This is a genomic window from Paenibacillus selenitireducens, from assembly GCF_002021565.1.
GTDB lineage: Bacteria > Bacillota > Bacilli > Paenibacillales > Paenibacillaceae > Paenibacillus_K > Paenibacillus_K selenitireducens.
Window position 1 is genome coordinate 32,072 of record NZ_MSZX01000016.1, and the last position, 23,754, is coordinate 55,825.

Here is a 23,754-nt window from a genome sequence, read left to right on the forward strand (position 1 = left end):
TCACTCCACATTATTCATTCGAATTTTGTTTTCGATATTCACTCGGAGAAATACCATAATACTTTTTGAATGTCGTCGTGAAGGTGGAGGAATTCATATACCCTGTCTTTTCCCCGATATCACCGATCGACAAGGAGCTGTCCTTCAGCAGTTCTTTCGCGTGCGATAGTCTCACTTTATTGAGATACTCAACGTAGTTGATCCCAAAAGTCCTTTTAAAATAGCTTGAAAAATATTTTGGCGACGTTCCCGAGATTTCCGCAATCTGATCCAGATATAAATTCTCCATATAGTGCAGCTCGATGTACTGCGAAATAAAGTTAGGATTGAGACGGTTCGTCTCCTCCTGTTTGCTGTGTTTGGCAATATGCTTCGCTGCTTCTATCAGGGCACGCTCGATATCCAGATAATCATGGGCATAATCGATCCTCTGCAGAAACTGCTGCTCCAGCTTATACATTTCATCATCTGCGTTGGCAGTTACACTCGCATGTCTCAGCAGGTACAGGAACATCGTTTTGGCGATATGCGCCATCTGGTGATGATGGACATTTCGTTTCGCGTTCTCCCTGAGCGTCTCGGAAATGATCTCTTTGGCCTCCTGCAGCTTGCCATTCGACATGTAGTTGGACAGCTTTTCGATTCGATCGAACGGGAAATACAGACTCCATCCGTAATGAATCTTTTCTACATCGAGCACATTCGACGGTTCATTCACGGCTCTGTATAACAAGCCATTCATGGCGCTGCGATATGCCAGCTGATAATTCATCAGTTCGGCAGCATACAGCTTGCTCACGCTCGCCCACACCGAATAACCCGGCAGCTCTTCCTGTTCCAGATTCGCGCACAACCGTTTCAGGCGCTTTAACAGCACGGCCCGATCACTTGGCTGCCCCATGCCAACAAACGAGACAAAATGAAGGTTTTTGTCATAGATCACATGGACATCATCACTTTCCTCCTGCAGAACCGTAGTCAGAACCGCAGCGATTCTCTCCACGGGCATTGCCGATTGCTGCTCTTTGTCCTTCTGATCCAAATGAAACATAATCAATACAAAATATTTGCTGTGTACGGTATCGCTGTAGCTGCTCTGCAGCTGTAAATCATGATCGGCAGCGTAAGCGTATTCATCGACAGCTTGCAGAAATAAGCTTCGGCGGGCTTCCGACTCCGCTAGCTTCAATTGTTGCCTGGTCTCATCGATCTCCATTTGCATTTTCACGACGCCGCTTAAAATTTTGCGGAAATCATTCCCTCTGCTTGTGCCGCCAAGCTGACGAATGATCTTCTTGACCGGCCTGTTCAAATAAATGCTGAGAAGTACAGACAGCAGGACCGCGCTGATGATGGCTGATAACATAATCATTTCATTGGCTCCGATGACGGAATCGATATTCTGGAACTGGTACGGCACCTTATTGATATAAACAAAATCGTTAAAATCCGACTTGTAAAAGTTGTATTGATAGTCTTCTTTCTTCAAAGAAGCTTCTTGGGACGAATTGAAATAGACCTCGTCAATTATTCCCGATAAATCGGAATTCGTGTCCGTACTCAGAATCACGCTGCGGTCTTGATCGAGTACGATAAGCGAAGCGCCCGGAATCATCAGCTTCTGGTTTACATATTTCAGCAAGGCTGCCTCATCAATGAGAAGGACGATGTTTTTGTTCGAAATCCGGACCTTATTCCCGCCGGCGGCGATCATCAGCTTTTTCCTTTGCCACGATGCATCCGTTGCGACTTTGAAATATTGCCCGGGCATCACCTTAAAGCTGTTTTTTCCCTTCATATACGTGCGCCAGTAATTCTCGTTATACAAGTCATGCTTGTATTTCTTATCGAACAATTGGCTGAGACTGCTCGTACCGATGGAGGTGATGGCCAGATCTATATCATCATAGAATACGATGACTTCCTCGATGAAATCCACGGAGGAGACGAGCGCTGCAATGCTATCCCGCATTGTATAAACCTTAGCCATGTCAATACGCCCGTCTTCTTCCGATTCCAGACTGCTATAAGGAAGCCCGTGAATGGTATGGATGATGTTGTTGATCGTCCGAAAGCTGTTGTCGAAAGATTGAATCATTGTTTTTACCGCAAGAGTGTTGTTTTGTGCGACTTTCTCATAGATACCGGAGATGGAGTTTTTGTATACAATATAATTGGATACATACATGATACCGATGACTAGGAGCAGCGAACAAAAAATTTGCACGATACCCAGATTCGTAAAAAAGCGCTTCAAGGAGTAGTCATCCTTTCTCATAATTGTTTATCCAATCAATTATACATAAGAAGAAATGACTTCGTCGTCCTATTTATCCCTTCTCAGAACCTAACATGACACCCTTCGCAAAGTATTTTTGAGCAAACGGATAAATCAGTAAGACAGGAATCATCGACAGCACAATCGTCGCATTCTTCTTCGCTTGCGGGGCGAGTGCCGCCGCATCGACCAATCCAGTCTTTGTGCCTTCATCGAAGATGAGCATATCTCGAAGAACGACCTGAAGCGGATACATACTTGAATCCGTTAAATAAATCATCGGCAGGAAGAAGCTGTTCCAGTGGCCCATGAAATAAAAGAGCCCGATGGACGCCAACGCTGGCTTGGATAGCGGAATGACAATGTTGAACAGGATCCTGTATTCAGAGGCCCCATCGATCAGCGCCGATTCACGGACCTGCGAAGACATACTCTCATAGAAGCTCTTCAGAATGATGAGCTCCATCGTCCAAATCGCATTTGGAATCACGAGTGCCCATACCGTATCGGTAAGTCCCAGCCCATGTACGATCAGATAATTCGGAATGATGCCCGGATTAAGGAACATCGTTAGCACGATGCCTATCATCCAATATTTACGCCAGATGAAATCAGGACGGGACAACGGATAAGCCGCGATCGCAGTCAGCAGTAAGTTGATAAAGGTCCCGAATCCTGTATAGAATATCGTATTTAAGTACGCCCTCGGTATCCGATCGTCTTTTAGAACATCCAAGTAAGCATCAAAGTTAATGCCTTTGGGAAACAAAGTGATTTTCCCCTGAACAACGGAAGCCGTATCACTTATCGATATCGAGAAAATATAAATGATCGGATAAACCGTAATAAGACCAACGCAGCATAGGAGCAGGGCGTTGATGACTCCGAACAGGTTAAGCTTTGATTCTCCTACCATAGCCCTTTACCTCCAGCCTTTCTGCTTATGAAGTTTGCCGACAGCAGCATAATCATGGCGATTAAAGCTTCAAACATGCCAACAGCGGCAGCATAGCTGTAATTGGATTCAATCAAACCTTTTCTGTATACATAAGTGGAGAATACATCTGCTACTTCGTATGTCGTCGGCGTGTAGAGCAGCAGTACCTTCTCATATCCGATACGAAGCATATTGCCCGTTTTCAAAATGAACATAATGAGAATCGTCGGCATCAGACTAGGAATCGTAATATACCAAAGGCTCTTCAATCTGCTGCATCCATCCACCCTGGCTGCTTCATACAGCGTTGGGCTAATACCGGCGATCGCAGCGAGATAGATGATGGCTTCATAGCCCATGTTCGCCCAAATATCCGACGCGACATAAATGGTACGGAACCACTCAGGCATAATCAAAAAGTAAATTTTCTCAAATCCTAGCGCGGCAATCAGCTTGTTGATCAAGCCGCTGCTTGGCGATAAAAAGTCGATCACCATGCTGCAAATAATGACAACGGACAAAAATGCCGGTAAATAGGTAAGCGTCTGAATTGATTTTCCAAGCCACTTCACCCGAAGTTCATTGAGCGAGATCGCCAAAAGAATCGGAATCGGAAATCCGAATATCAAATTGAAAAAACCTAATGCCAGCGTATTTTTGAACAGCAGCACGAAATCATTGCTTGAGAAAAACTTGACGAAATGCTTGAGACCGACCCACTTGCTGCCCAAGATGCCTTCGAATACACTATAGTCCTTGAAGGCAATCGTTAAGCCGAACATTGGCCCGTATCGGAAAACAACATAAAATATGAGGCATGGCAGAAAGAGGACCAATAGCTGTCTGTCCCGTTTCATATGCTTCAGCGTCCCGGTCAGTGACGCGGTAACCCGTGACGTAAGTGTTGACTTATTCAGTGTAAGGACCTTCTCCGTGTTGGGGTTTGGCACGTTTCTTCTCCTCCTGGATGCTGATGAATGGCACTTTGGAGCATAAAGCCCTTCATGCCATTCATCATCCTAATCATCCTAAATTATTCTATTTATTGGCATCATAGCGTTTTTGAGCCTGGTTATACACGTCAGCATACTTGCTTGCACCCATCTTCTCAGCTTTTGCCAGCCAATCAGCCCATTCCTTGTCTCCATAGTTCTTGTTAACGATATACTTCGCATTAAATTCATTCATAGATTTCATAATCGAGGTTTGCAGTTCAGCAATTGTAGCGATTTCTTCCTCGGTTAGATTGAGTATAGGATCCATCGGTTCAAATTTGTTGGCAGATACAATCTTATCTTGAGCTTCTTGTTCTTTCTCCGTGAAGTTGTAGTATACAGAGCGATGATCCGGATTCAGGTACATGCCCTCAACCCACATGCCGTAATTCTCTTCCAATGCTTTGATCTCTACCGTTGCTAGATCTTTTAATTCTGGATATACCGGCTTACCTTTGTCATCGAAGTTAAAGTTTACGCCCTCAACACCAAGCGTAATCAGCTCTGAACCCGATGGGCTCGTTAAATAGTCAAGCAATTTGAGTGCAGCTTCTTTATTCGCGTTATTGGCCACCGAGATCCCGAAGTCTGCATCGATCTTTGGCAGCGTGCGGATGTTGCCCGTAGGTCCGACCGGATTGCCGTAACGTAGGTTATACTCAGGATTTTCCGCGCTGACTTGGTTGTAGAACAGTTCAAGACGTCCGATCCAGTCCCATGTCACGAATGATTTGCCGGTCGTCATTTTGGCCGTCCAGGATTCACTCGTAGCGGTCAGGAATTCTTGGTCCAGCAACCCTTCGTTATACAGCTTTTTCAGGAAATCGATCATTTCTTTATACTCCGGCTGTGTGCCGGCGAATTTCCATGTTTTATCGGACTCGGCATAATAGGCAGGATAGCTCATGCCGCCGATGCCCCAGCCGTAAGCAAGATCTCGAAAGATATCTTCTTTCGTTTTGGAAGCCATCGGATAGGAATCCGGATAAATTTCTTTTAATTTTTTCAGCGCCTGATAGAACTCTTCCGTATTGGTCCATTCCGGAATATTGTTTTTATCGAAAATATCTTTGCGATACATCATGCCGTGGTTAACGTCGCGGTTCATGTTATAAATCGGCCATGAATAGAGCTTGTTATTCTCATCGCCGAATGAATTGGCAACCCATGGATTCTCATCAACATATAATTTTTTGAAGTTCGGCAGCATATCCACATAGTCATTGATAGCCACGACCGCTTTTTGTTGGCCGATTTTCTTCAGCTCAGAAGGTTTAAGCCCGTTGAAAATATCCGGAAGCTTACCGGATGCGACGATCAGACGAAGCTTGTCTTCGAATGTCGCCGAAGAATAGTTTTGGAATTCTACGGTAATCCCCGTGCGTTTCTCAATTTCCTTCGCAACCAGCTTGTCGTTAAGCGGCGTTTCACTAACGACCATCCAGGTGATCTTCGTTGGCTTATCGACGAGCGGAAGCTTTAATCCCCCGGTATCGCCATATTGTTTCGAGGTATCTTCCACTACTGTGTTGCTTGGCGCATTCGCTGTTTCATTTGAAGCTTTCTCATTCTTGTCGTTGCTCCCCGAACCGCATGCAGCCAGCAGTGAACCTGCTAACATCAGGACAAGCGCCATGCTGAGAATCCTTTTTGACATGTTTGTTCCTCCCCTTGTAATATGTGATGATTTTCTTCGTGCCCGAAGCGTTCATTCGGACAATTCAAATTGTAGATGGTGGAAAATATTTCGTAAATGAAGCGTTTTCATTTGCTGTTGTTTTTTGACCCGAAATATGATGGAAAACCAGGAAAAACCTTATATATCAAGCGATTTCTTAGTGTGGAAAAAGCTAAAGAGGTGGAAAATGCTTTATAAATATTTCGCTTTTTTTACTTTCCGTATTTCCACAATTCATTCCATTTGATCAAACGAATATAAATCAGCAGGGCATTCCAATTTCTTATAAAAGGACAGGGTTCCCCGATCGCCTGCTCTCCTCGGCTGCCTCTACAAAACGGATAACTTCCAGGGTCTCCTTTGAGTCCAGTGGAGGGGTCTGCGTATGGAACAGAATCATAACCTGTTCAAGCAAGCTGGCATAAACAGGTTTTCTATCTAAATCAATCTCGACCGCTGAGATTTGTCCCTCCCGGTGAATGATTGCGCTGAAGGGAGTTTCAGGCAAGCGGCTGAGCCTGACCGTTCCCGAACGCCCATCTTTCCAAATCGCAGCGATTACATCATAATCTTCCGTCGTGGTTACACGGACTTCCGAGCAGCCCTTGCCCATAATAGCATAGAGGAGCTCAACCGAATGAATGCCATACCAATAATAGTAGGATTGTGTGGGTTCCACGGCCAAAGGGCCGCCGACATCAGCGCCAGTCACAGCCACAGCGCCTCCACGTTCTAAATCATCCGATATTTGCTGGGCATATCTCAAAGCTGAACTGCTCATCAACGGAAGCTGATGCTGCTGGGCGATCCGAAATATCTCTTTGGCGTCCCCGCTGTTTAGCGCTAACGGTTTATCGATAAAGACCGGTTTGCCGTATGGAGCGATCCGCCTGAACTGATCCAGATGTACCCGGCCATCCGCGGATGTAAGCAAGATGGCGTCACAATTCGCAGCAACCTCCTCGGGACTATCCAATTTCCGGACACCGAACTCGGTTTCGAGCGTCGCCATAAAACCTTCCACCCGATCTGCGCTAAGCGGGAAGTCTAGCGACCCGCCTAAAAAAGCTGCTACAACTTTCCCTCCCGGCACATGATTCGCGTCGGTTGGGTCGTTGAGCAGCCTCGTAAATGCAACAGAATGGGAGGAATCCGTACCAACAAGACCTATGTTTATAGAATCCACCTTGATCTCCCCTTTCCAGATAACTGCTAGTCGCTAGTCCGCCGACAACCTCTGTAGTGCAATAGCCGCAAGCAAGGAGGCACCAAGCGGAATGCATTCCTCATTCAGTTCATATTTCGGATGATGAAGCCCGTAAGCGCTGCTCGCGTCAACGGCAGGACCCGAGCCCAGCCAGAAGAAGCAGCCTGGCACATGCTGCAAATAGACGGAGAAGTCCTCACCCGCCAAGGTCGGATCCGCCACGACTCTCCGCTCAGTTCCGATCATGCGGTCAATCACTTGCTCAACATGGCTCACGCATTCATCATGATTCACCAAGACCGGCGTTTGCTCGATGTAATGAAGCTTCGCCTTACATTGGTAAGCTTCGGCAATTTGCTTCACGATCCGTTCTATTCTTTCAGGCATTTGCTGCTGAACCTTCGCATCAAATGTGCGAATCGTCCCCGTCATTTCCGCGTAATGCGGAATGACATTGTTCGCTTCTCCCGATTTGATGCTGCCGATCGTGACCACGACGGGATCGAAGGGAGACATCTCTCTGCTGACAATGCTCTGCAGCGCCATGACGATGGCCGAAGCGCACACGACCGGATCTATGCTCTGGTTCGGAATCGCGCCATGTCCGCCTCGGCCCTCTAGATGAATTTCGATCCGGTCCACAGAACCCATCAAGGAACCGCAGCGTGTAGCCGTCATTCCCGCTGGCAGCGTCGGAAGATTATGCAGGCCATAGATCTCATCGACGCCCTCCAGTGCCCCCTGCGCAATCATCGCCTTCGCCCCCGCATTAATCTCCTCGGCCGCTTGAAATAGAAAGCGGACGGTGCCCTTTATTTTTACGGCTGCAAGCAGTTTGGCCGCGCCAAGCAAAATGGCCGTATGCGCATCATGTCCGCATGCATGCATCATACCCGGGCGGGTAGAGGCGAACTCGAGACCCGATTGCTCATGAATCGGAAGGGCATCCATATCGGCACGAAGCGCAATGACCGGCCCCGGCTGCTCCCCCTTCAGTTCAGCGACAATGCTGAATCCGCCGACTCCGGCCCGAAATTCGAGTCCGAGCTGCTTAAGCTGCTCGGCAACTTTGGCAGCCGTCTCCGACTCTTGCAGGCTGAGTTCGGGAAAACGGTGCAGGTCCCTGCGAAATGCGATCAATTCCGCCTCAAGCTGCTTGCCCGATTGAACGAATGTTGACAAAGTCATCGTCAACCCTCCTCATTAGCATAAAGTTCTTTCATCATCTTTCTGCCCGTAGGTGTCTGCGCAAGACCGCCTAAAGCCGTCTCACGATGCTTCTCAGGCATGGCGCTTCCCACCTCTAGCATAACATCGATGACTTCATCCGATGGAATGACGCTTTTAATGCCTGAGAGCGCCATATCCGCAGCGGCCATTGCCGTGACGGCACCGAAGCCGTTCCTGACGATGCAAGGGATTTCAACTAGGCCTGCGACCGGATCACATATAAGGCCAAGCGTATTTTTGAGCGCCAATCCGACCGCATGCACCGCCTGTTCCGGCGTGCCGCCGCGCAGCTCCACCAATGCTCCGGCCGCCATGCCGATCGCAGAGCCTATCTCAGCCTGACATCCGCCTTCGGCACCCGACACGAACGAATTATTGGCGATAACGTAACCTATGGCTCCCGCGCTGAAAAGCCCCTGGACCATATACGCATCGCTCCAGCCAAAACGCTCCTGCGAGCTGACGAACACGCCTGGAATGATGCCGCAGGATCCTGCCGTCGGCGTAGCTATAACCCGCCCCATGGAGGCATTTATTTCAGAAACTGCCAAAGCATAGGCCATCGCGGTGCAGGATTCCGCTCCTAGAGAAGGAACGCCGTTATGCAAATACGAATGAACCCGTCTGGCATCGCCGCCCGTTAATCCGCTGCGGGGTTTCGCGTCGCTCTCAATCCCTTTGTGAACCGCTTCTTTCATAATTTCATAATACGCGGCCATTTGTTCTATCACTTGCTGAGCGAGTTTTCCCGTCTCGGCGGCCTGCTCCGTCATCATCAGCTGTCCGATCGTGACCGATTCCTCTTCACATAACCGAATCAATTGCTCTAAATTCGTAAACCTCATATGCTATCCCCCTTAGCGGTGAGATGAATAAGGCGAACCCTGTAAACATCAGATATTTCGGCAATCCTGCCGATAAATTCGCAGTCCAATATCTCATCGCTCTCAATCACGGTGAGGGCATCGCCGCTTCTGGACTTTCGGTCAACCTCCATATAGCCGATATTGGCATCGGCATGCTTGAAAATATCCATCATTTCAGCCAGAATCCCGCGCCGGTCAGCATGAAAGATCAGTAGGGTCGGATAGATCGCCGTAAATTTCACGTCGAAATCATCGATGCTGACGATCTCAATATTGCCGCCGCCGATGGAGCTGCCCGTCACGAAAATCCTGTGCTCCCCCCGCTGAAGTATCATTGTTGCTGTATTGGGATGTACCCCGACCTTCTGGGCTGAACGAACATCTACTTCCATACCGGCATCCTTGGCGAGGTCATAAGCATCCCTGATCCGCATATCATCGGTATCGTAATTCAGTAGACCGGCAATCATCGCAAGATCCGTACCGTGACCACGGTAGGTTGCAGCGAAGGAGCCGTAAAAAATGATCTCTGCACGCTCCGGCAGCGCCCCAAGCGCATGGCGGGCCGTTCTTCCAAGGCGAACGGCTCCGGCGGTATGGGAGCTGGAGGGGCCTACCATGCTCGGACCGATAATCGAAAATACATCCTTAAACCGCATGCTTAAGCCCTCCGCTTTTATTTGTCGCTAAGCCACGCTGTAAGATGCTCAGATACAAACGCATCATCGTGCAGATGTGGATACTCCCGATAGACGCGATCAATCTCTTCCAATTGTCCCGGAGACAAGGTTTCATTCGGATTCAGGCACCATGTGCCCTGCAGCAACCCTTGACGGCGCAGTATTTCATGAATCCCTGGGATACAGCCTGCAAAATGGTGCGCCGGATCAAAAAATGCTGCATTTGTATCCGTCACTTGCACGTTTCGCGTCAGCCATTCTTTCGATATTTCGCCGTTAGCACGGGCAAGCTTGATTTCCTCCAGCAGTTCTACGGCTTTTTTCGTCCACACGGCCCAATGGCCAAGCAAGCCGCCAACAACAGCTTTCTCTACCGTCTTGCCTTCTACTTCAAAACGATAAGTCGTTAACAGATCATTGATGATATTGTCATCATTTCCTGTATATAGCGCAATTTCATCGCGTCTGCTTGAATAGCACACGGCACGGGCAACATCAATCGTCTGGTAGCGATTGAATGGCGCCATTTTGATGGCAACGACGTTGGGGATTTCCGCAAATTTGCACCAAAAGTCGAAGCTGAAAAGTTGGCCGCCTACGGATGGCTGTAAGTAGAAGCCGATCACAGGCATGATCGCTGCAACCTGCTTCGTTCTCTCCAGAATATCTTGTTCGCTCCAGTTAACAAGACCGCCCATGCTCAGCAGAGCCGCATCATAACCAAGCGATTGCGCTAACAGCGTTTCGCTTATGGCCTGCTCCGTAGGTCCGCAAATACCTGCTACCTTAAGGAATGGACGCGCTATATTCGCTTTCGCGATTTCTTCAGCAGCCATCCGAAGTACAGGCTCATATAAATTGTACGGTTCATCGCGGATTTCAAATTGCGTCGAATGAACGCCAATCGCGATCCCGCCTGCTCCTGAAGCCGCATAATAACGGGTTAGCGCCCGTTGATGACGTTCGTCCAATTGCCGATTCTGATCCAGCGCCAAAGGATGCGCCGGTATGACGAGTCCCTCATGCAGCGCTTTGAACAATTCAGGTGACAGTGTTGCAGCAGCCATTAGAATTTCCCCTTTCTTTCCTGGAAATGGGTGGGTTTATTCCACGTCGTTCCGCCCGCTTGAATCCATTCCGCGAGCCAATCGATCATTTGAAGCAAGGATACCGAAGGATAGCCGAAGCGCTGATGCGATTTCGAGGCGTTATTCAGCAGCGCCAGCTCAGATTCCGTGTCTTCGAATATCGCATCCTTCCCGAGCCGCTTGGCGAATTCTTCAGCAGCCCAGCGGATCGACATCGTCTCAGGCCCTGTAATGTTCATAATGCTAGGCGGATTCGTACATTCCGTCAGGCAGCGCAGCGCCATCTGATTGGCATCTCCCTGCCAAATCACGTTCGCATGTCCCATGGTCAGGTTAATGGCACGTTGTTCATTGACGGACTTTGCGATTTCGAGCAGCACGCCATAGCGCATATCCATCGCATAATTCAAGCGATAGAACAGCATCGGGGTCCCGTTTTTATGGGAATGGAACTCAAAAATACGCTCACGGCCCAAGGTGGACTGTGCATATTCTCCCATCGGTTCGGGAGTTACTGACTCGCTGGCTCCGCCGCTGCCGATCGGCATGAAAGGGTAAATATTACCCGATGAGAACACGACGATCCGGGAATCCTTATATTTCTCCGCTACTCTGCCCGGCAAGTAGGTATTCATGCCCCAAGTGAAATACTCTCTGCCTGTTGTTCCGAATTTATTGCCTGCCATATAAATAATGTTATCGGCATGAGGCAGTTGCTTCAGCTCATCATCATTCAACAGGTCACAGGAAATCGTCTCGACCCCGGCATCCTCCAGCTCGCGTCTTGCTTCTTCGTTTGAAAACCGCGATACGCCGATCACGCGCTTGTTCAATCCGCCTTCACGAACCGCATTTTGCGCCAACCGGGCCAGGCTCGGTCCCATTTTTCCGCCGACGCCAAGAATCAGGATATCACCGTCTACTGAAGATAAGTCTTTTACCAATGCCTCGGAAGGATCGGCTAGCTTTGCTTCCAATTCCGCTAATGTTTTCAATGCGCTTTTCCCCTTTCTCCATGTGGATCTGTCTCCATCATACCGACAGGAGGGATATAAAGACAAATCTATAAATCGTCTTTAAATCGGCAAATCCATTACATCATCGTCTGATCCTTCAAAAAAGAGAAACGGTAAATTTGACGCGGTCTTCCCTTCGGCACCTTCTCCATGCTGGAAATATCAACGAGCCCGTTATCGATCCAGAGGAGCAGCAGACGGTGTGCGCTTCTTACTGTAATATCAAGCAGAGTGGCAAGTTCGTGAACCGTATATTCGTATTTGCCGAATTTCGAGGTATGAGAGAGCAGCCTACTTAAATAAGCGCTTGTCATGCCGGCGTCCTCCGCTTTCTTGATCAAAGCGGTATGCGTTGGCGACAGCACGGTTTGTATTGGATCTGACATTTCGAGCGGCCCGATCAAGGTCAGATCCTCGCGGATAATAAAGCAGGTATTTCCCCCGGCTTCCCTCGATTTGCGGAGCGCAGCCCGCGCATGGGTTCCCGCCTCATTGGCCGATGTCCCGAATCCGACGCCGAAGCTCAAGGAGATTCCGAACGATAAGCTGGCGTCTTTAGCTAGCGGAATCGTCTTGTAGCCGCCGGTTTCCCTCTCGAATATGCCTCTTGTCGTGAAAAATAAATACTCATCTCCACCGATGGGCGTCAAATAGCCGTCCAGCGATTCGACATAGTCGAGTACCATGCGGTGTATGTCCAGCTTCAGCTTCTGTACCTCATGCTCGTTATTGCGTTTCATGACCAGCTTGCCGAACTCATCCACCTTTATCATGCCGACGACAATCTGCGATTCCTTGATACGGCGCGATTCCGTAGATAGAAGCGCACGCTCCAGTGTCACGCTCATATCCTGGTCCGAAGGAATAAGCCATTCATTCGCTGCCTGAGCGGCCGACAATCTGCGGGCAACCGATTCCACCCCGGTAATGGCAAATGAACAAACTCCCGTGTTCAGTAGATTGTGGTGGAATACAAATAGCTTGTCCGGCGAGGCATGCGCGGGTCCGTTATAGACAACTACCTGGGTATGTTCGATCCCTAGGTCTGTCAGGACATTCATCACCATGGATTTCGTGAGCGAATCGATGGAAATACCGCCGCTCAGGTGATCCGTCTGCAGGGCACGAAATAATGTTTTATAAAGACCTGTTCCCGTTAACGGGACATAATGCACCGGAATCGTTGCGTTCACATGATCTTTGACCTTACGATGTGCTTGCGCGTCGAATAAAAGAAGTACCTCTACCTCCATCATCAATGTCTCAGCAACGGAGGGGACTTCATCCACGTCGTTCACAATCCGAACCACCGGTGTAAACGTCGGGAACGCCTTAATCACTTGTAATAGCTTGTCTACGACTTGCTGCATTCCAATGATGCCAATCTTGATTTGCATGTTAGCTAATCATTCCTTTCATTGAGAGTTTCTCTTTGGCCTGTGCCGGTTTTTGTCGTTTCAATGCATACACGCCAACACTGTATCCTCCCACAACTCCTAAATCGTAATCTTAGCTCTATATTAGCGAACTTAAATCAACTTTAAAAGAACCTTGAAATAAGTTTAAAAACATCTTGTAAGAAGCGGAAAAAGAGGCTAATATATTTTTATTGACTGAATTATTAATTTATAGTCATTAAAAGGAGGGGGATTATGCCTAAAATTGTCACCGAACATGAAAAAGAAATGGTGATAGAAGCGATGTATACCAAAGGGATTGAATTGATTCGTAAGAAAGGCGTAAAGCGGGTTACTGTGGAGGATATCACCATTGCGACCAATATCGGTAAAGGTTCCTTTTACTCGTACTACAGCTCCAAAGAAGAACTTCTCTATACGATCATAAAAAAGAGCGAGAATAGAATGTTTGAGAAAGTAGAGTCCGTTTTGTCCGAAAAAATAAGATTGAAAGAGCGGATTGTAAAGGCATTGAAGGAAATCTATTTGGCAGCGGACAGTATTGTTTTCTACGTTTCTCCATCGGATATTGAGTATCTGCTTCGCAAGCTTCCAGATGAGGCGGCAGACTCGGAAGCATCAAAATCTAACGACTTTTTTAGCAGGACGCTGTCGCTTTGCGGCATTGACGAATCGAGATGCGAGATGGATGTGCTTGCCTATTTAATGAATACACTCCATTTTATTGGATCGACAGATATGCCTTTTGGTGAGCGGGGAAGAGAGAAGGCCTTGGATATACTGGTCCATTCCATTGCCGACTATATGGCGGGGGGAGCAAAGCAATGAGCATTTTATGGATCGTTTTAGGCGGATTGCTTGTATTGATGGTTTATTTGGTTCTGTTTGTCCAGTACAAGAAAAAGAAGAAGGCAAATCAAATTCGGATCACTCCCATGAGTAATGGCATTGATTGCAGAGAATTCGTAACCATCGGCGGCATTTCGCAATATTTGCATCATCGGGGCGAGGACATTGATAATCCTGTGATGCTGTTTCTGCACGGCGGGCCAGGGGAGCCTATACTGCCGTTTGCCCAAGAGTTTCAGATCCCATGGGAGAAGCGTGTCACGGTCGTACATTGGGATCAAAGAAATAGCGGCAAAACCTATTTCAATAATGATCCGAAACAAGTTGCGCCAACAACCACAGTTGATCGTATCGTTCAGGATACATATGAAATTGTGGAATATTTGAAAAAAAAGTATCACAAAGAGAAGATTATCATTTTGGGACATTCATGGGGCTCGGTGCTAGGCAGTCTGTTCAGTAAAAAATATCCGGAGCTTGTGCAGGCTTATATCGGCGTTGGGCAGGTTGTCAATATGATTGACAATGAACGCGTAGGCTATGAAAAAGTACTGGAAGCGGCGAAAGAAGCGGGCAACGACAACGATTATCGAGCTCTTCTTCGTTTGAAACCTTACCCTCCGCTCGCATTCCATGACGAAATGATCAGGAAACTTACGAAGGTACGCAAATTTCAAAGAAAGTATAAGTTATCGGCTGGACCTACGAGAGAGCTTATCATCAATGCTTTATGTTCACCATTTTATACGCTCAAGGATATGAGATATTTTTTCATCTCCGGAGCATTTGGTGATGGACATCGTCATATTTGGAAATATTTAATGGAATCGTTCGATCTGTCATCTATGGGCGCAACGTTTGAAGTGCCTGTCTTTTATATCCATGGCGAGCAGGACTGGCAAACACCTTATCCGCTGGCACAGGAATTCTTTTCAACAATACAAGCGCCGCTTAAGCTGTTTTACTCCATCCCGGATGCGGGTCATATTGCCATGCTTGACCAGAAGGAGAAATTCAATGAGGCGTTATTTGATATTTTGGAGCGAACGAATGGTATGGCGACGGCCAAGTGAGTCTCTGCACGGGCTCAAGGGCTCTGACAGGTTGCCAAGAGGTGGGCTGTTCACAGCCCTCTTTTGGGCTTTCCGTTCGACAGCATGCAAACAAGAACTTTAGTCGGTCTCTTCCATGAGGCCTTCTAAATCGATCATCAAATCAGGGATCCACGCTTCTGAACCCGGAATGGTGTCAGTCCCTCCATATACAAGCCATTTCAGAGTCTTAACAAGCCAACATATCCCACCGACTCTTACTTGCCAGTTAAGCTCTTCTACAGATAAATCAGTTCGAACCTCATTACGAAATGCGGATAGAATATCCTGCTTCGATACGTTGCTCCAAGCGCATGCTTCAGTAATTAAACAATATAAATCACCGAGATGAGGACTTAAATAAGATAATGACCAGTCAATCGGCATAATACAATTGCCCTGAATTAAAAGGTTCTTAGCATGATAATCATGATGGACAAGCGTAAGAGGGAGTGTCTGATACAACTTATTAAGATCGCGTGGAAATGTGTTTTGTAGTTTTAAAAGCGTATTGCTTCCCGAAAGACGGTGCGACCGAAGAAGATCATCTAAAAGTGCAAGCAAGTCTGCGGCCGATATCGTGTATGAACGAATGATTTCGCTTGGAAGGTTTTTCTCCAGATTAGCCGATGCTGCCTCTCGTAGTCTTGCTAACTCCCTTGCTGCTTCTAGAAAAAGATCTGGGCTGGGCTGCTGTTCCAAATTATCTCTTCCAACATCCTCCATAATCATAATTGCGCTATTTTCCAATTCAAAAAACCCAAAAATGTGGGGCGATCTTATCTTTAAGGGACTCACTAGCCGCTGGTAGATGTCTGCTTCCCCAGCCATTTCTTTTCCACCCCATTTGATAATACGAGATTCACCTGATTTCAATCTTACCCTGTATACTTCCGAAAGTGACCATTTCCTCAAAAGCGACCATTCAGATATTTCACCAAGTAAGGGAGTTACTGAGTAATAAGCAGATAGACGTTCTGGAATCATATATTTCCTCCTGTATTATTTTTTTCTTACAGATCAAATTTTCTCACCAATACAAAGAAAAGTATAGGGGTTCGTGGGGGATAAGAAGCTGGAGCGATTGGGTGAGCTATCCGGAGAATCCGATTGCGAGAGGGGGTGAATAAGGTATACGGCACTTGGGCCACAGTTATGAGTTAGATTACAAAACTGTGGCCCAAGCGCCTTTATCGTGTGATTATTTTTGTTTGGAGAGCCAGTCCGCTAATTCTTCCGTCTGTGTAAGAACGGCTAGCGGATCATAATACCAGGATCGCCCTTCGGGCCATACATACATATGATGGTTCTTTACTGCGGGAAGGCTGCCCCAAATCGGATCGGCCTTGAAGTCTTCAATCGTACGATGGTTGGAAGTCATGATAATATAATCACCGGCATATTTGCTTAACATTTCGGCCGAGATCTCGGCCCATTGTTTCTTGATGATTTCATCAGCAACTTCGGCTGGCGGTTTACGTCCTAAGGCTTGATAGATGGGTTGGCCGCCGCGGCCAAAGTTATCGCCATATACCCAAGTCGATTTTTGTCCATCTTCCATAATGCTGAATGAGGAATCAGCCGGTATGGCGGCATCGACTTTGGCTTTGGCTGCCGCTATGCGCCGGTCATATCCCTCCAGCCAGATTTTGGCCTCGTTTTCCTTGTCGAACAGGGTACCAAAGTAAGTTAACTCTTCGTGCGCATTCTTTAAATCCCCGTATGGAATCACGACCGTGGGTGCGATTTTGCTAAGTTGATCGTAGTTATCCCCATTGCCCGTGATGATGAGGTCGGGATTCAGTTCAACGACCTTCTCGACCGAAGGCTTCCCGTAGTCCCCTATATCCGCAACGCCGACCAGAGATTCCTTGAAATAATAATTTTGTATCGTGAGGCCCGGTGCGCCAACCGGAATAACATCTAGAGCGATAAGACTGCCTAAATATTCTTCAGCCACGATTCGCTGCGGATGAACCGGAATTTCGATATTTCCATGTATGGTAGAGACCGTTCTAACCTTCGGTTCTTCCGATGGACGCTCGCTCACTTCTTGCGATGGAGCCGTAGTTCCGGTCTGTGCAGTTTCCTTACCATTGTTCCCTGCCTCTGCTGATCCGCAAGCGGTGACGATACATGCCAGTATAAGCATGGTAGTGATAAGTGCTAGACTGCGTCTGCTGAATTGATGTATAGAAAACACGTTGAATCCCCCTTATATAACGACAATGATAATCATTCTCGAATAAACTTTACAGCCTATCCCTTTAAATGACTATGCCTAAATATGATGTCTGCTCATGCATATTTGTGATGTGTCGTTAGCGCCTTCATCAGCTCGTGTAGTTGTGCTTGTGAAGAGATGGGGTCATATCCGAAGAACAATTCGGGCTGGTTCATCAGATATACGCGATTGCGGCGGACTGGCTCTAAGTCACACCATTTCTGTGAATGGAACAATCGATTTACGCGTTGTTGATCATCTTGATAGGAAGGCAGCGAAGTAATGAAGATATGGTCTGCTGGATACGAAGCGATATATTCAATGTCTACTTCAAGATACCCATGCGCGGTTATATGTCGCTCCACAAGCCGCGATGGAGGGCGAAAGCCGAGATCATGATACAGAATTTGGCTTCCCCGACCATAACTACTGCTGAAACAGTAAGCTTTGCGCGGGCAGATTTCCCAGACAACAGCGGTTCCCCGCTCACCGAGTACGCGGTCAAGTTGATTGTTCATACGATTGACGAGCTCGTCATACTGCGAGAGCCAATCATCTGCTATCGATTGCATATTCATCGTATCTGCAATCAGGCGGAATTGTTCGCGCCAACTCATCGTCTTGAACGGCAATTCTAGGATTGGTGCTAAGGAAAGCAGGCTATTGTTCTCTTCTGCCGTATTGTAGCTAATAATGACATCCGGATGGGAGGAAGCGACGGCGTCATAGTAGGCAGCGGGTGTGTATGCGTTTGGATTGAAATTGCTTCCTATGCTCATGTTTTTTTTGTTTTGAGCCTGCTCCAGCCAGGGCGTATAGACACCTAGCTCCGGTCTGATGCCTAGTGCCAATAGCATGGCGGTATGGTTGAGGTTCAACGCGACGATTCGTTTGGGTTGGCGTTTATAGGCTGTCGGTGATATGCCTACGGATTCTTTGAATTTGCGGCTTAAATAAAAGCCATCCTTATAGCCTACATCTTGGGCCAGCGTATTCAAGTCCGGGGAACCGGTCAAGATGCGTTTTTGCGCACAGCGAATCCGAAGCAGCGTCAGATAGGCATTAAAGGTACGCCCAGTGTGCTTACGAAACATGCGTGAGAAATGCTCTGGGCTGACATCTGCCAGATCAGCCATCTGATCTCGTGTAAGATCTTTATTGAAATTTGCTTCTATATAGAGCAAAGCTTGTTCTATCCACGAATGGGATGAAGGTTGTCTGGATTCAAGCTCCGTATATATCTCGCGTAGCAGCTCAATAAATAGCTGTTGCATTCGAAAAGGTCCCCCGAGCTGTGGATCCCGCCAGATACTTTCGAGTTCTTCGGCAAGGCTTAGGATCTCGGCTGGAATACGATGTAGAGGTGCAGGATGCTTCAGTCCATAAGCTTGGGGGCCGTCCATGGATAGGCATCGATATTCTATATAGATCCCCCGCAAGAGAGACTGCTTCTTGCATTCTAACGTTAGTTGCGGCTCGGTATTCGATAGGAATAGGCTTCCTCTTGATATTGGGTGTGATTGTTCATCCATATGGAGTATTCCTTCTCCATCCCCTATGATTAGAATTCGGTAACAAGGCTCTAAATCGTTCTGACGTATATTAAGTGCTTCTTCACCCAATCTGAACATACGTATGGGCACATGGAATGGAGGGAGGACAGGGGCGGACTCTTTGAAAGTCGAAGAGGATAATGGCATAGGTTCTCTCCTTGTGATAATCATTATCAATTAGTGTGTTGTTGTTTATTATAGCAGACCCTCCTATATGGACATTGCATATGTGATTCAGTCTATGCTGTAGACTCTTCTTGTTGGTTCACAGCGTTTGTCATAATATAGCGAATAACGATTTCAGCTAACACGAGATTCGTGAATATCGCACCATACACCCCAATCGTGTAACTGAGTTCATAGGGGAGCCCTGTTCCGTTATGGAGGATAAACGTGAAGAGATGAATGAATAAATTCGTAAAACAAAACGCATAGCTGCGCACCATCCAATGACGATGCTTGACCGGTTGCTTGCGCTTAATATAGACGAGCGCCATTATCGTCATTGCCAGCCAAATCATATTCACGGCGTTAAAGGCGATGCTGTTTATTTTCCCTGCTGTCGAGAAAGGTGCCATGTAACCCGAGGTGATGTCGACCATACAGACGGAGATGACGTAGAGATAGCCGTTCATTCTATGAAATTTGCGGAATTTGCGCTGCGTGTGTTTGGAGAAATTGATGGCCCCGGCAAGCATTGCTAAGCACGCGAAGATCACATGAATATACATCACATTCAACCAGATCGGGATATGCAAGGGACGTTGCAGGTTTATTTTATGACGAAGGAAAGAAGTAGCCTGCGGATCATAGAACAGATTCATGTACGTGACATACAAGATATATAACACGGATACGATAATCATGATCGGATATAAATGCTTTTTAATTTTCATGAATGACCTCATATATTGGTGTAATTTACAGTCGAAAGAAAGAAGGACATGCAATATGAAAAATATAGAGTTTTTATCAGGGATATTCAAGTCCTTATGTATAGCGGGATTTCCAATGTTAATCTAAACATTACCTCATTTTTCTAATTTAATGCCTCGTATTAACCGATAAAAGGGATTGGGTATAAGTTGGGAAATCGATCTACCTGAATTTCGAAGGCGATATATAGCAAAAAGATGAACAGACTCATGTTGTAAGACATCCTATGAAGTAAGGCAGTAAGCGGTATGCCCCATCTACGGATCGGGGCTTTTTTCAAGCGTTTATGACGTATAACGTTGTTACCCGATAAATTCAACCGGATGTTCTCATAGGTTAGGAGGAGTGTCAGTTGCTTTCGCATCCGGGTTTACGGCATCTTGCTTCGCGTAACTTTTGAAATTTAGGTGTATATTCATTTTTTCCTTCCACCAAGATAGAGAGGCTGATATGAAATGAAAATGAAAATGAAGCTAAAGAAATTGGCTAGTAATAACTTTAAGACCAAGCTGTTATCCACATTCGTGCTGATTCTTGTCGTTCCTTCGATGATGATCGGGATTCTTGCGTACAACCAAGCACATACTGAAATGGATAAGCAAATTATGCTTAGCGCTGCGAATAATGTCAAATTAATTGATTCCATCATTAGCAGTAACATTCAACCCAAAATGGATGATGTGGATTATCTATCGAAAAAGATTCAATCATCTATGTATAAAGGGCAGGACAGTCCGGAAGTTAGCAGCTATTTTGATACCTATATGGGTATGCACCCCGAAGCATCGATTATTGCCTTAGGGACGGATACAGGCTTGTATATTCGATCTCCTAAGCAGGAAGTAAAGGCAGGGTTCGATCCAAGAACAAGAGATTGGTATAAAATCGCGATGGCAAGCAAAGGGGAAGCGATCATAACAAATCCCTATATTTCAGTGAATTCCGGTAAAACCGTCGTAACAATTGCGAAGACGACAGCAGATGGTACTGGAGTTATTTCTATCGATTTAAGTATGGATTATATTAAGAAATTAACGAGCACGGTCAGTATTGGTAAAAATGGATACGTGATGATTCTGGACCAACAGCAGAAATTCGTGGTGCATCCGACGGAGAAAGCAGGGACGGCACCACAGGAAAGTTTCTACGGTCAAATGTATAAGCTGGCTTCTGGCCAATTCGGTTACGAGTTAGAGGGACAAGCCAATAATATGATGTACACGACAAATTATCTAACAGGCTGGAAGGTAGCGGGATCGATGCCCTCTGCCGAGATCGAAGAGGCAACGAAACCGATTTATATGAATAATATCATCGTTATTGCGTTGTGCTTATTAGTAGGGTTTATCATTATTTATTTCGTTCTGAAATCCATTATTAGACCAATCACTCAATTGAAAAATCATGCCGTCACGGTGAGCCAAGGCATTCTTACAGAAGAGATTACGATACATTCCGATGATGAGATCGGTCATCTTGGACGGGCTTTTCGTGATATGCAGCAAAATCTCCGTTCCTTGATTCAAGAGGTGGAACAGCGAGCAATACTGGTATCAGCCTCATCTGATCAGTTAACGGCAAGTGCAGAGCAGACAAGCGAGGCCACCGAGCAAGTGACCATGGCAGTACAGGAAATTGCGAGCAGCGCCGAGAAGCAGACAACCGGTGTGGACCATACAGCGCAAGCATTGAATGAGGTCTCACAGGGCGTGGTGAGTATTGTGGATCGTGTCCAATTGTTGTCAGATCTCTCGAAGCATGCGACAGAACAAGCCGTTGAGGGCGGTGCTTCCGTGGGTCAAGTGGTTGCCCAAATGAACTCCATCCAGGATTCCGTTGCGCAGTCGGATCGTATGATCAAATCCTTATATGAACGTTCGAAACAAATCGGGGCTATATCCGACATTATTCGTGAAATTTCACAACAGACCAATTTGCTTGCTTTGAATGCAGCCATTGAAGCGGCGAGAGCGGGGGAAAATGGACGTGGATTTGCTGTCGTTGCGGACGAGGTGCGTAAGCTGGCGGAGCAATCGCAAGGATCGGCGCAGCAAATTACGGATCTCATTCAAGAAATCCAGCGGGAGACACGCGATACGGTAGATACGATGGAGAAAGTAACACAAGACGTTGAGGACGGGTTGAGCGTGTCGAATGCAACTATTCACAAGTTCGAATTCATTATGTCCAGCATGCAGGAGACTTCCCCGCATATTGATGAAGTATCGGCCATCACGCAGCAGATATCGGCAGGAATTCAGGAAGTAACCGCGGTTGCCAATGAACTTGCCATGATTGCCAAGGGAAATGCGGCTACGTCGGAAGAAGTTGCTGCCTCGGCTGAGGAGCAATTAGCCTCCATGGAAGAAATATCGGCCTCGGCGCAATCTCTCTCCTCCTTATCTGATGAACTGAAGCAGATGATTAATCGATTTACCTATTAGAAGGTCAATGCTAGAAGATCGGAGATCCCTTAAAACAGGATTTTCGATCTTTTTTGTCATAGAGGGGGCACCGGTTATGGATATATATTGACAGAAATTAAACGAATCTGCTATTATTCAATCAATAATGATAATCATTATCAATAATAATATGATTAATGATAAGATAATCAACACCATTTTTAGGGGGCACTTATGAAAAAGAAAAAATCATTTTTTATCGGAACCGCGATCATCTTGCTATTATCACTGATGGTCACGGCATGCGGCGGCAATAACACGAGCAGCAATGCCGCATCCGAAACGGCAGACAAACCATCTACGACCGAAACGTCAACATCAAAGGAGACAACACCAGCAGCAGAATTCCGCGATTATAAGACAGATAAGGGAATCGTTAAAATCCCTACCAAGCCGCTCCGCATCGTTACCGATTATTATGGCGGCGAATTGCTGTCAGTTGGCGCGAATGTTGTCGGCGTTGAACCTACGGCATTCGACAATCCTTTTATCAAAGATCAGTTAAAAGATGCAGCGGATGTAGGGGCACCAATTAATGCCGAGAAAACGTTAGCGTTAAACCCGGACTTAATTGTTGTGATGTATGACGATAGCTATGATGCATTGTCCAAAATCGCACCAACGGTACATATCCCGTATGGAACCGCTACGAATATTTATGACACCGTGAAATTATTTGGAGATTTGGTAGGCGAGCCGCAAAAGGCGGAAGATTTCATTGCAGCATTCGATAAGAAAGCAGCAGAAGGCCGCGAGAAGCTGAAGGGTATCGTTGACCCGAATGCGACTGCGGGACTCTATGAGTTGACCGATAAAGGCGAGCTGTGGATTTTTGGCGATAATGCGGGCCGCGGCGGTCAAGCCGTGTATAAAGCGCTTGGATTCAAAATGCCTGAGAAGCTGTCAGGGAATGGTCAAACGACGCAGCTCTCCTTGGAAGTGCTTCCGGAGTATGGCGCGGATTACATGTTCCTAACAACCTATGACCCTGAGAAAAAGGGAGATGAGTTGAAGAAACTGAAAGAATCGGGTGTATGGAGAAATGTGAAAGCCGTGAAGGACAACCAAATTTTCTATAACGATTTCGATACGTTCTATCGCTATGATCCGATTGCGATTACCGGACAAATTGATCTATTCGTGGATATGTTGATGAAGCGAAGCCAAGAGAATAAAAAGTAAGTTGCTCATAGAGAACCAGCCCACCTAGGACGTAAGCCAAGGTGGGCTGGTTTTTTGCGCA

General features: G+C 46.8%; 19 protein-coding genes. 4 read left to right on the forward strand and 15 right to left on the reverse strand.

Annotation, left to right across the window (positions count from 1 at the left end; all coding sequences use genetic code 11):
* Positions 1 to 10 precede the first annotated feature (10 nt).
* From BVG16_RS28185 to BVG16_RS28235, 11 genes are all read right to left on the reverse strand, one after another.
* Positions 11 to 2,257, reverse strand: coding sequence for a helix-turn-helix transcriptional regulator (locus BVG16_RS28185; protein ID WP_158081823.1), 2,247 nt, complete (start codon positions 2,255 to 2,257; stop codon positions 11 to 13).
* Between the two features lie 73 nt (positions 2,258 to 2,330).
* Positions 2,331 to 3,194, reverse strand: coding sequence for a carbohydrate ABC transporter permease (locus BVG16_RS28190; RefSeq protein WP_078502536.1), 864 nt, complete (start codon positions 3,192 to 3,194; stop codon positions 2,331 to 2,333).
* A complete protein-coding gene (locus BVG16_RS28195) occupies positions 3,188 to 4,132 on the reverse strand; it encodes an ABC transporter permease (RefSeq protein WP_408635393.1) in 945 nt (314 codons plus the stop codon). Before BVG16_RS28195 ends, BVG16_RS28190 begins: the two co-directional genes overlap by 7 nt.
* Positions 4,133 to 4,253: 121 nt before the next feature.
* On the reverse strand, positions 4,254 to 5,867 hold the full coding sequence (locus BVG16_RS28200) for an extracellular solute-binding protein (RefSeq protein ID WP_078502537.1): 1,614 nt from the start codon (positions 5,865 to 5,867) through the stop codon (positions 4,254 to 4,256).
* 304 nt (positions 5,868 to 6,171) lie between these two features.
* Positions 6,172 to 7,074, reverse strand: coding sequence for a Gfo/Idh/MocA family protein (locus BVG16_RS28205; protein ID WP_198957548.1), 903 nt, complete (start codon positions 7,072 to 7,074; stop codon positions 6,172 to 6,174).
* Positions 7,075 to 7,107: 33 nt separating this feature from the next.
* Entirely contained in the window at positions 7,108 to 8,283 is a 1,176-nt protein-coding gene (locus tag BVG16_RS28210; protein ID WP_078502539.1) for a M20 metallopeptidase family protein, read from the reverse strand.
* 2 nt (positions 8,284 to 8,285) lie between these two features.
* On the reverse strand, positions 8,286 to 9,170 hold the full coding sequence (gene sdaAA, locus BVG16_RS28215) for an L-serine ammonia-lyase, iron-sulfur-dependent, subunit alpha (RefSeq protein ID WP_078502540.1): 885 nt from the start codon (positions 9,168 to 9,170) through the stop codon (positions 8,286 to 8,288).
* On the reverse strand, positions 9,167 to 9,850 hold the full coding sequence (sdaAB, locus tag BVG16_RS28220; RefSeq protein WP_078502541.1) for an L-serine ammonia-lyase, iron-sulfur-dependent subunit beta: 684 nt from the start codon (positions 9,848 to 9,850) through the stop codon (positions 9,167 to 9,169). The genes sdaAA and sdaAB overlap by 4 nt, the downstream gene beginning before the upstream one ends.
* 17 nt (positions 9,851 to 9,867) lie before the next feature.
* Positions 9,868 to 10,938: a dihydrodipicolinate synthase family protein gene (locus BVG16_RS28225; protein ID WP_078502542.1), complete on the reverse strand. Its 1,071-nt coding sequence runs from the start codon at positions 10,936 to 10,938 to the stop codon at positions 9,868 to 9,870.
* On the reverse strand, positions 10,938 to 11,954 hold the full coding sequence (locus tag BVG16_RS28230; protein WP_078502543.1) for an NAD-dependent epimerase/dehydratase family protein: 1,017 nt from the start codon (positions 11,952 to 11,954) through the stop codon (positions 10,938 to 10,940). The genes BVG16_RS28225 and BVG16_RS28230 overlap by 1 nt, the downstream gene beginning before the upstream one ends.
* Positions 11,955 to 12,052: 98 nt before the next feature.
* Entirely contained in the window at positions 12,053 to 13,372 is a 1,320-nt protein-coding gene (locus tag BVG16_RS28235; protein ID WP_078502544.1) for a helix-turn-helix domain-containing protein, read from the reverse strand.
* 255 nt (positions 13,373 to 13,627) lie between these two features.
* Between BVG16_RS28235 and BVG16_RS28240 the strand changes: the two genes are divergently transcribed.
* Both BVG16_RS28240 and BVG16_RS28245 read left to right on the forward strand, forming a co-directional pair.
* A complete protein-coding gene (locus tag BVG16_RS28240; protein ID WP_078502545.1) occupies positions 13,628 to 14,221 on the forward strand; it encodes a TetR/AcrR family transcriptional regulator in 594 nt (197 codons plus the stop codon).
* Entirely contained in the window at positions 14,218 to 15,315 is a 1,098-nt protein-coding gene (locus BVG16_RS28245; RefSeq protein ID WP_078502546.1) for an alpha/beta fold hydrolase, read from the forward strand. Before BVG16_RS28240 ends, BVG16_RS28245 begins: the two co-directional genes overlap by 4 nt.
* 99 nt (positions 15,316 to 15,414) lie before the next feature.
* On the opposite strand, the gene BVG16_RS28250 is transcribed toward BVG16_RS28245, so the two are convergent.
* From BVG16_RS28250 to BVG16_RS28265, 4 genes are all read right to left on the reverse strand, one after another.
* Positions 15,415 to 16,320 carry a phosphotransferase gene (locus BVG16_RS28250; RefSeq protein ID WP_078502547.1) on the reverse strand — a complete coding sequence of 302 codons (906 nt, stop codon included), beginning with the start codon at positions 16,318 to 16,320 and terminating at the stop codon, positions 15,415 to 15,417.
* 214 nt (positions 16,321 to 16,534) lie between these two features.
* Positions 16,535 to 17,536, reverse strand: a complete 1,002-nt coding sequence (locus BVG16_RS28255) for an ABC transporter substrate-binding protein (protein ID WP_078502548.1) — start codon at positions 17,534 to 17,536, stop codon at positions 16,535 to 16,537.
* A gap of 95 nt (positions 17,537 to 17,631) precedes the next feature.
* Positions 17,632 to 19,089: a helix-turn-helix domain-containing protein gene (locus tag BVG16_RS28260; RefSeq protein ID WP_233147199.1), complete on the reverse strand. Its 1,458-nt coding sequence runs from the start codon at positions 19,087 to 19,089 to the stop codon at positions 17,632 to 17,634.
* A gap of 260 nt (positions 19,090 to 19,349) precedes the next feature.
* Positions 19,350 to 20,006: a DUF2306 domain-containing protein gene (locus BVG16_RS28265; protein WP_078502550.1), complete on the reverse strand. Its 657-nt coding sequence runs from the start codon at positions 20,004 to 20,006 to the stop codon at positions 19,350 to 19,352.
* Positions 20,007 to 20,501: 495 nt separating this feature from the next.
* On the opposite strand from BVG16_RS28265, the gene BVG16_RS28270 reads away from it, so the two are divergent.
* Both BVG16_RS28270 and BVG16_RS28275 read left to right on the forward strand, forming a co-directional pair.
* Positions 20,502 to 22,490 (forward strand): methyl-accepting chemotaxis protein, encoded by a 1,989-nt coding sequence (locus BVG16_RS28270; RefSeq protein ID WP_332888820.1) that lies wholly within the window; start codon positions 20,502 to 20,504, stop codon positions 22,488 to 22,490.
* Positions 22,491 to 22,685: 195 nt separating this feature from the next.
* Positions 22,686 to 23,693, forward strand: a complete 1,008-nt coding sequence (locus tag BVG16_RS28275; RefSeq protein WP_078502551.1) for an ABC transporter substrate-binding protein — start codon at positions 22,686 to 22,688, stop codon at positions 23,691 to 23,693.
* The last annotated feature ends 61 nt before the right edge of the window (positions 23,694 to 23,754 follow it).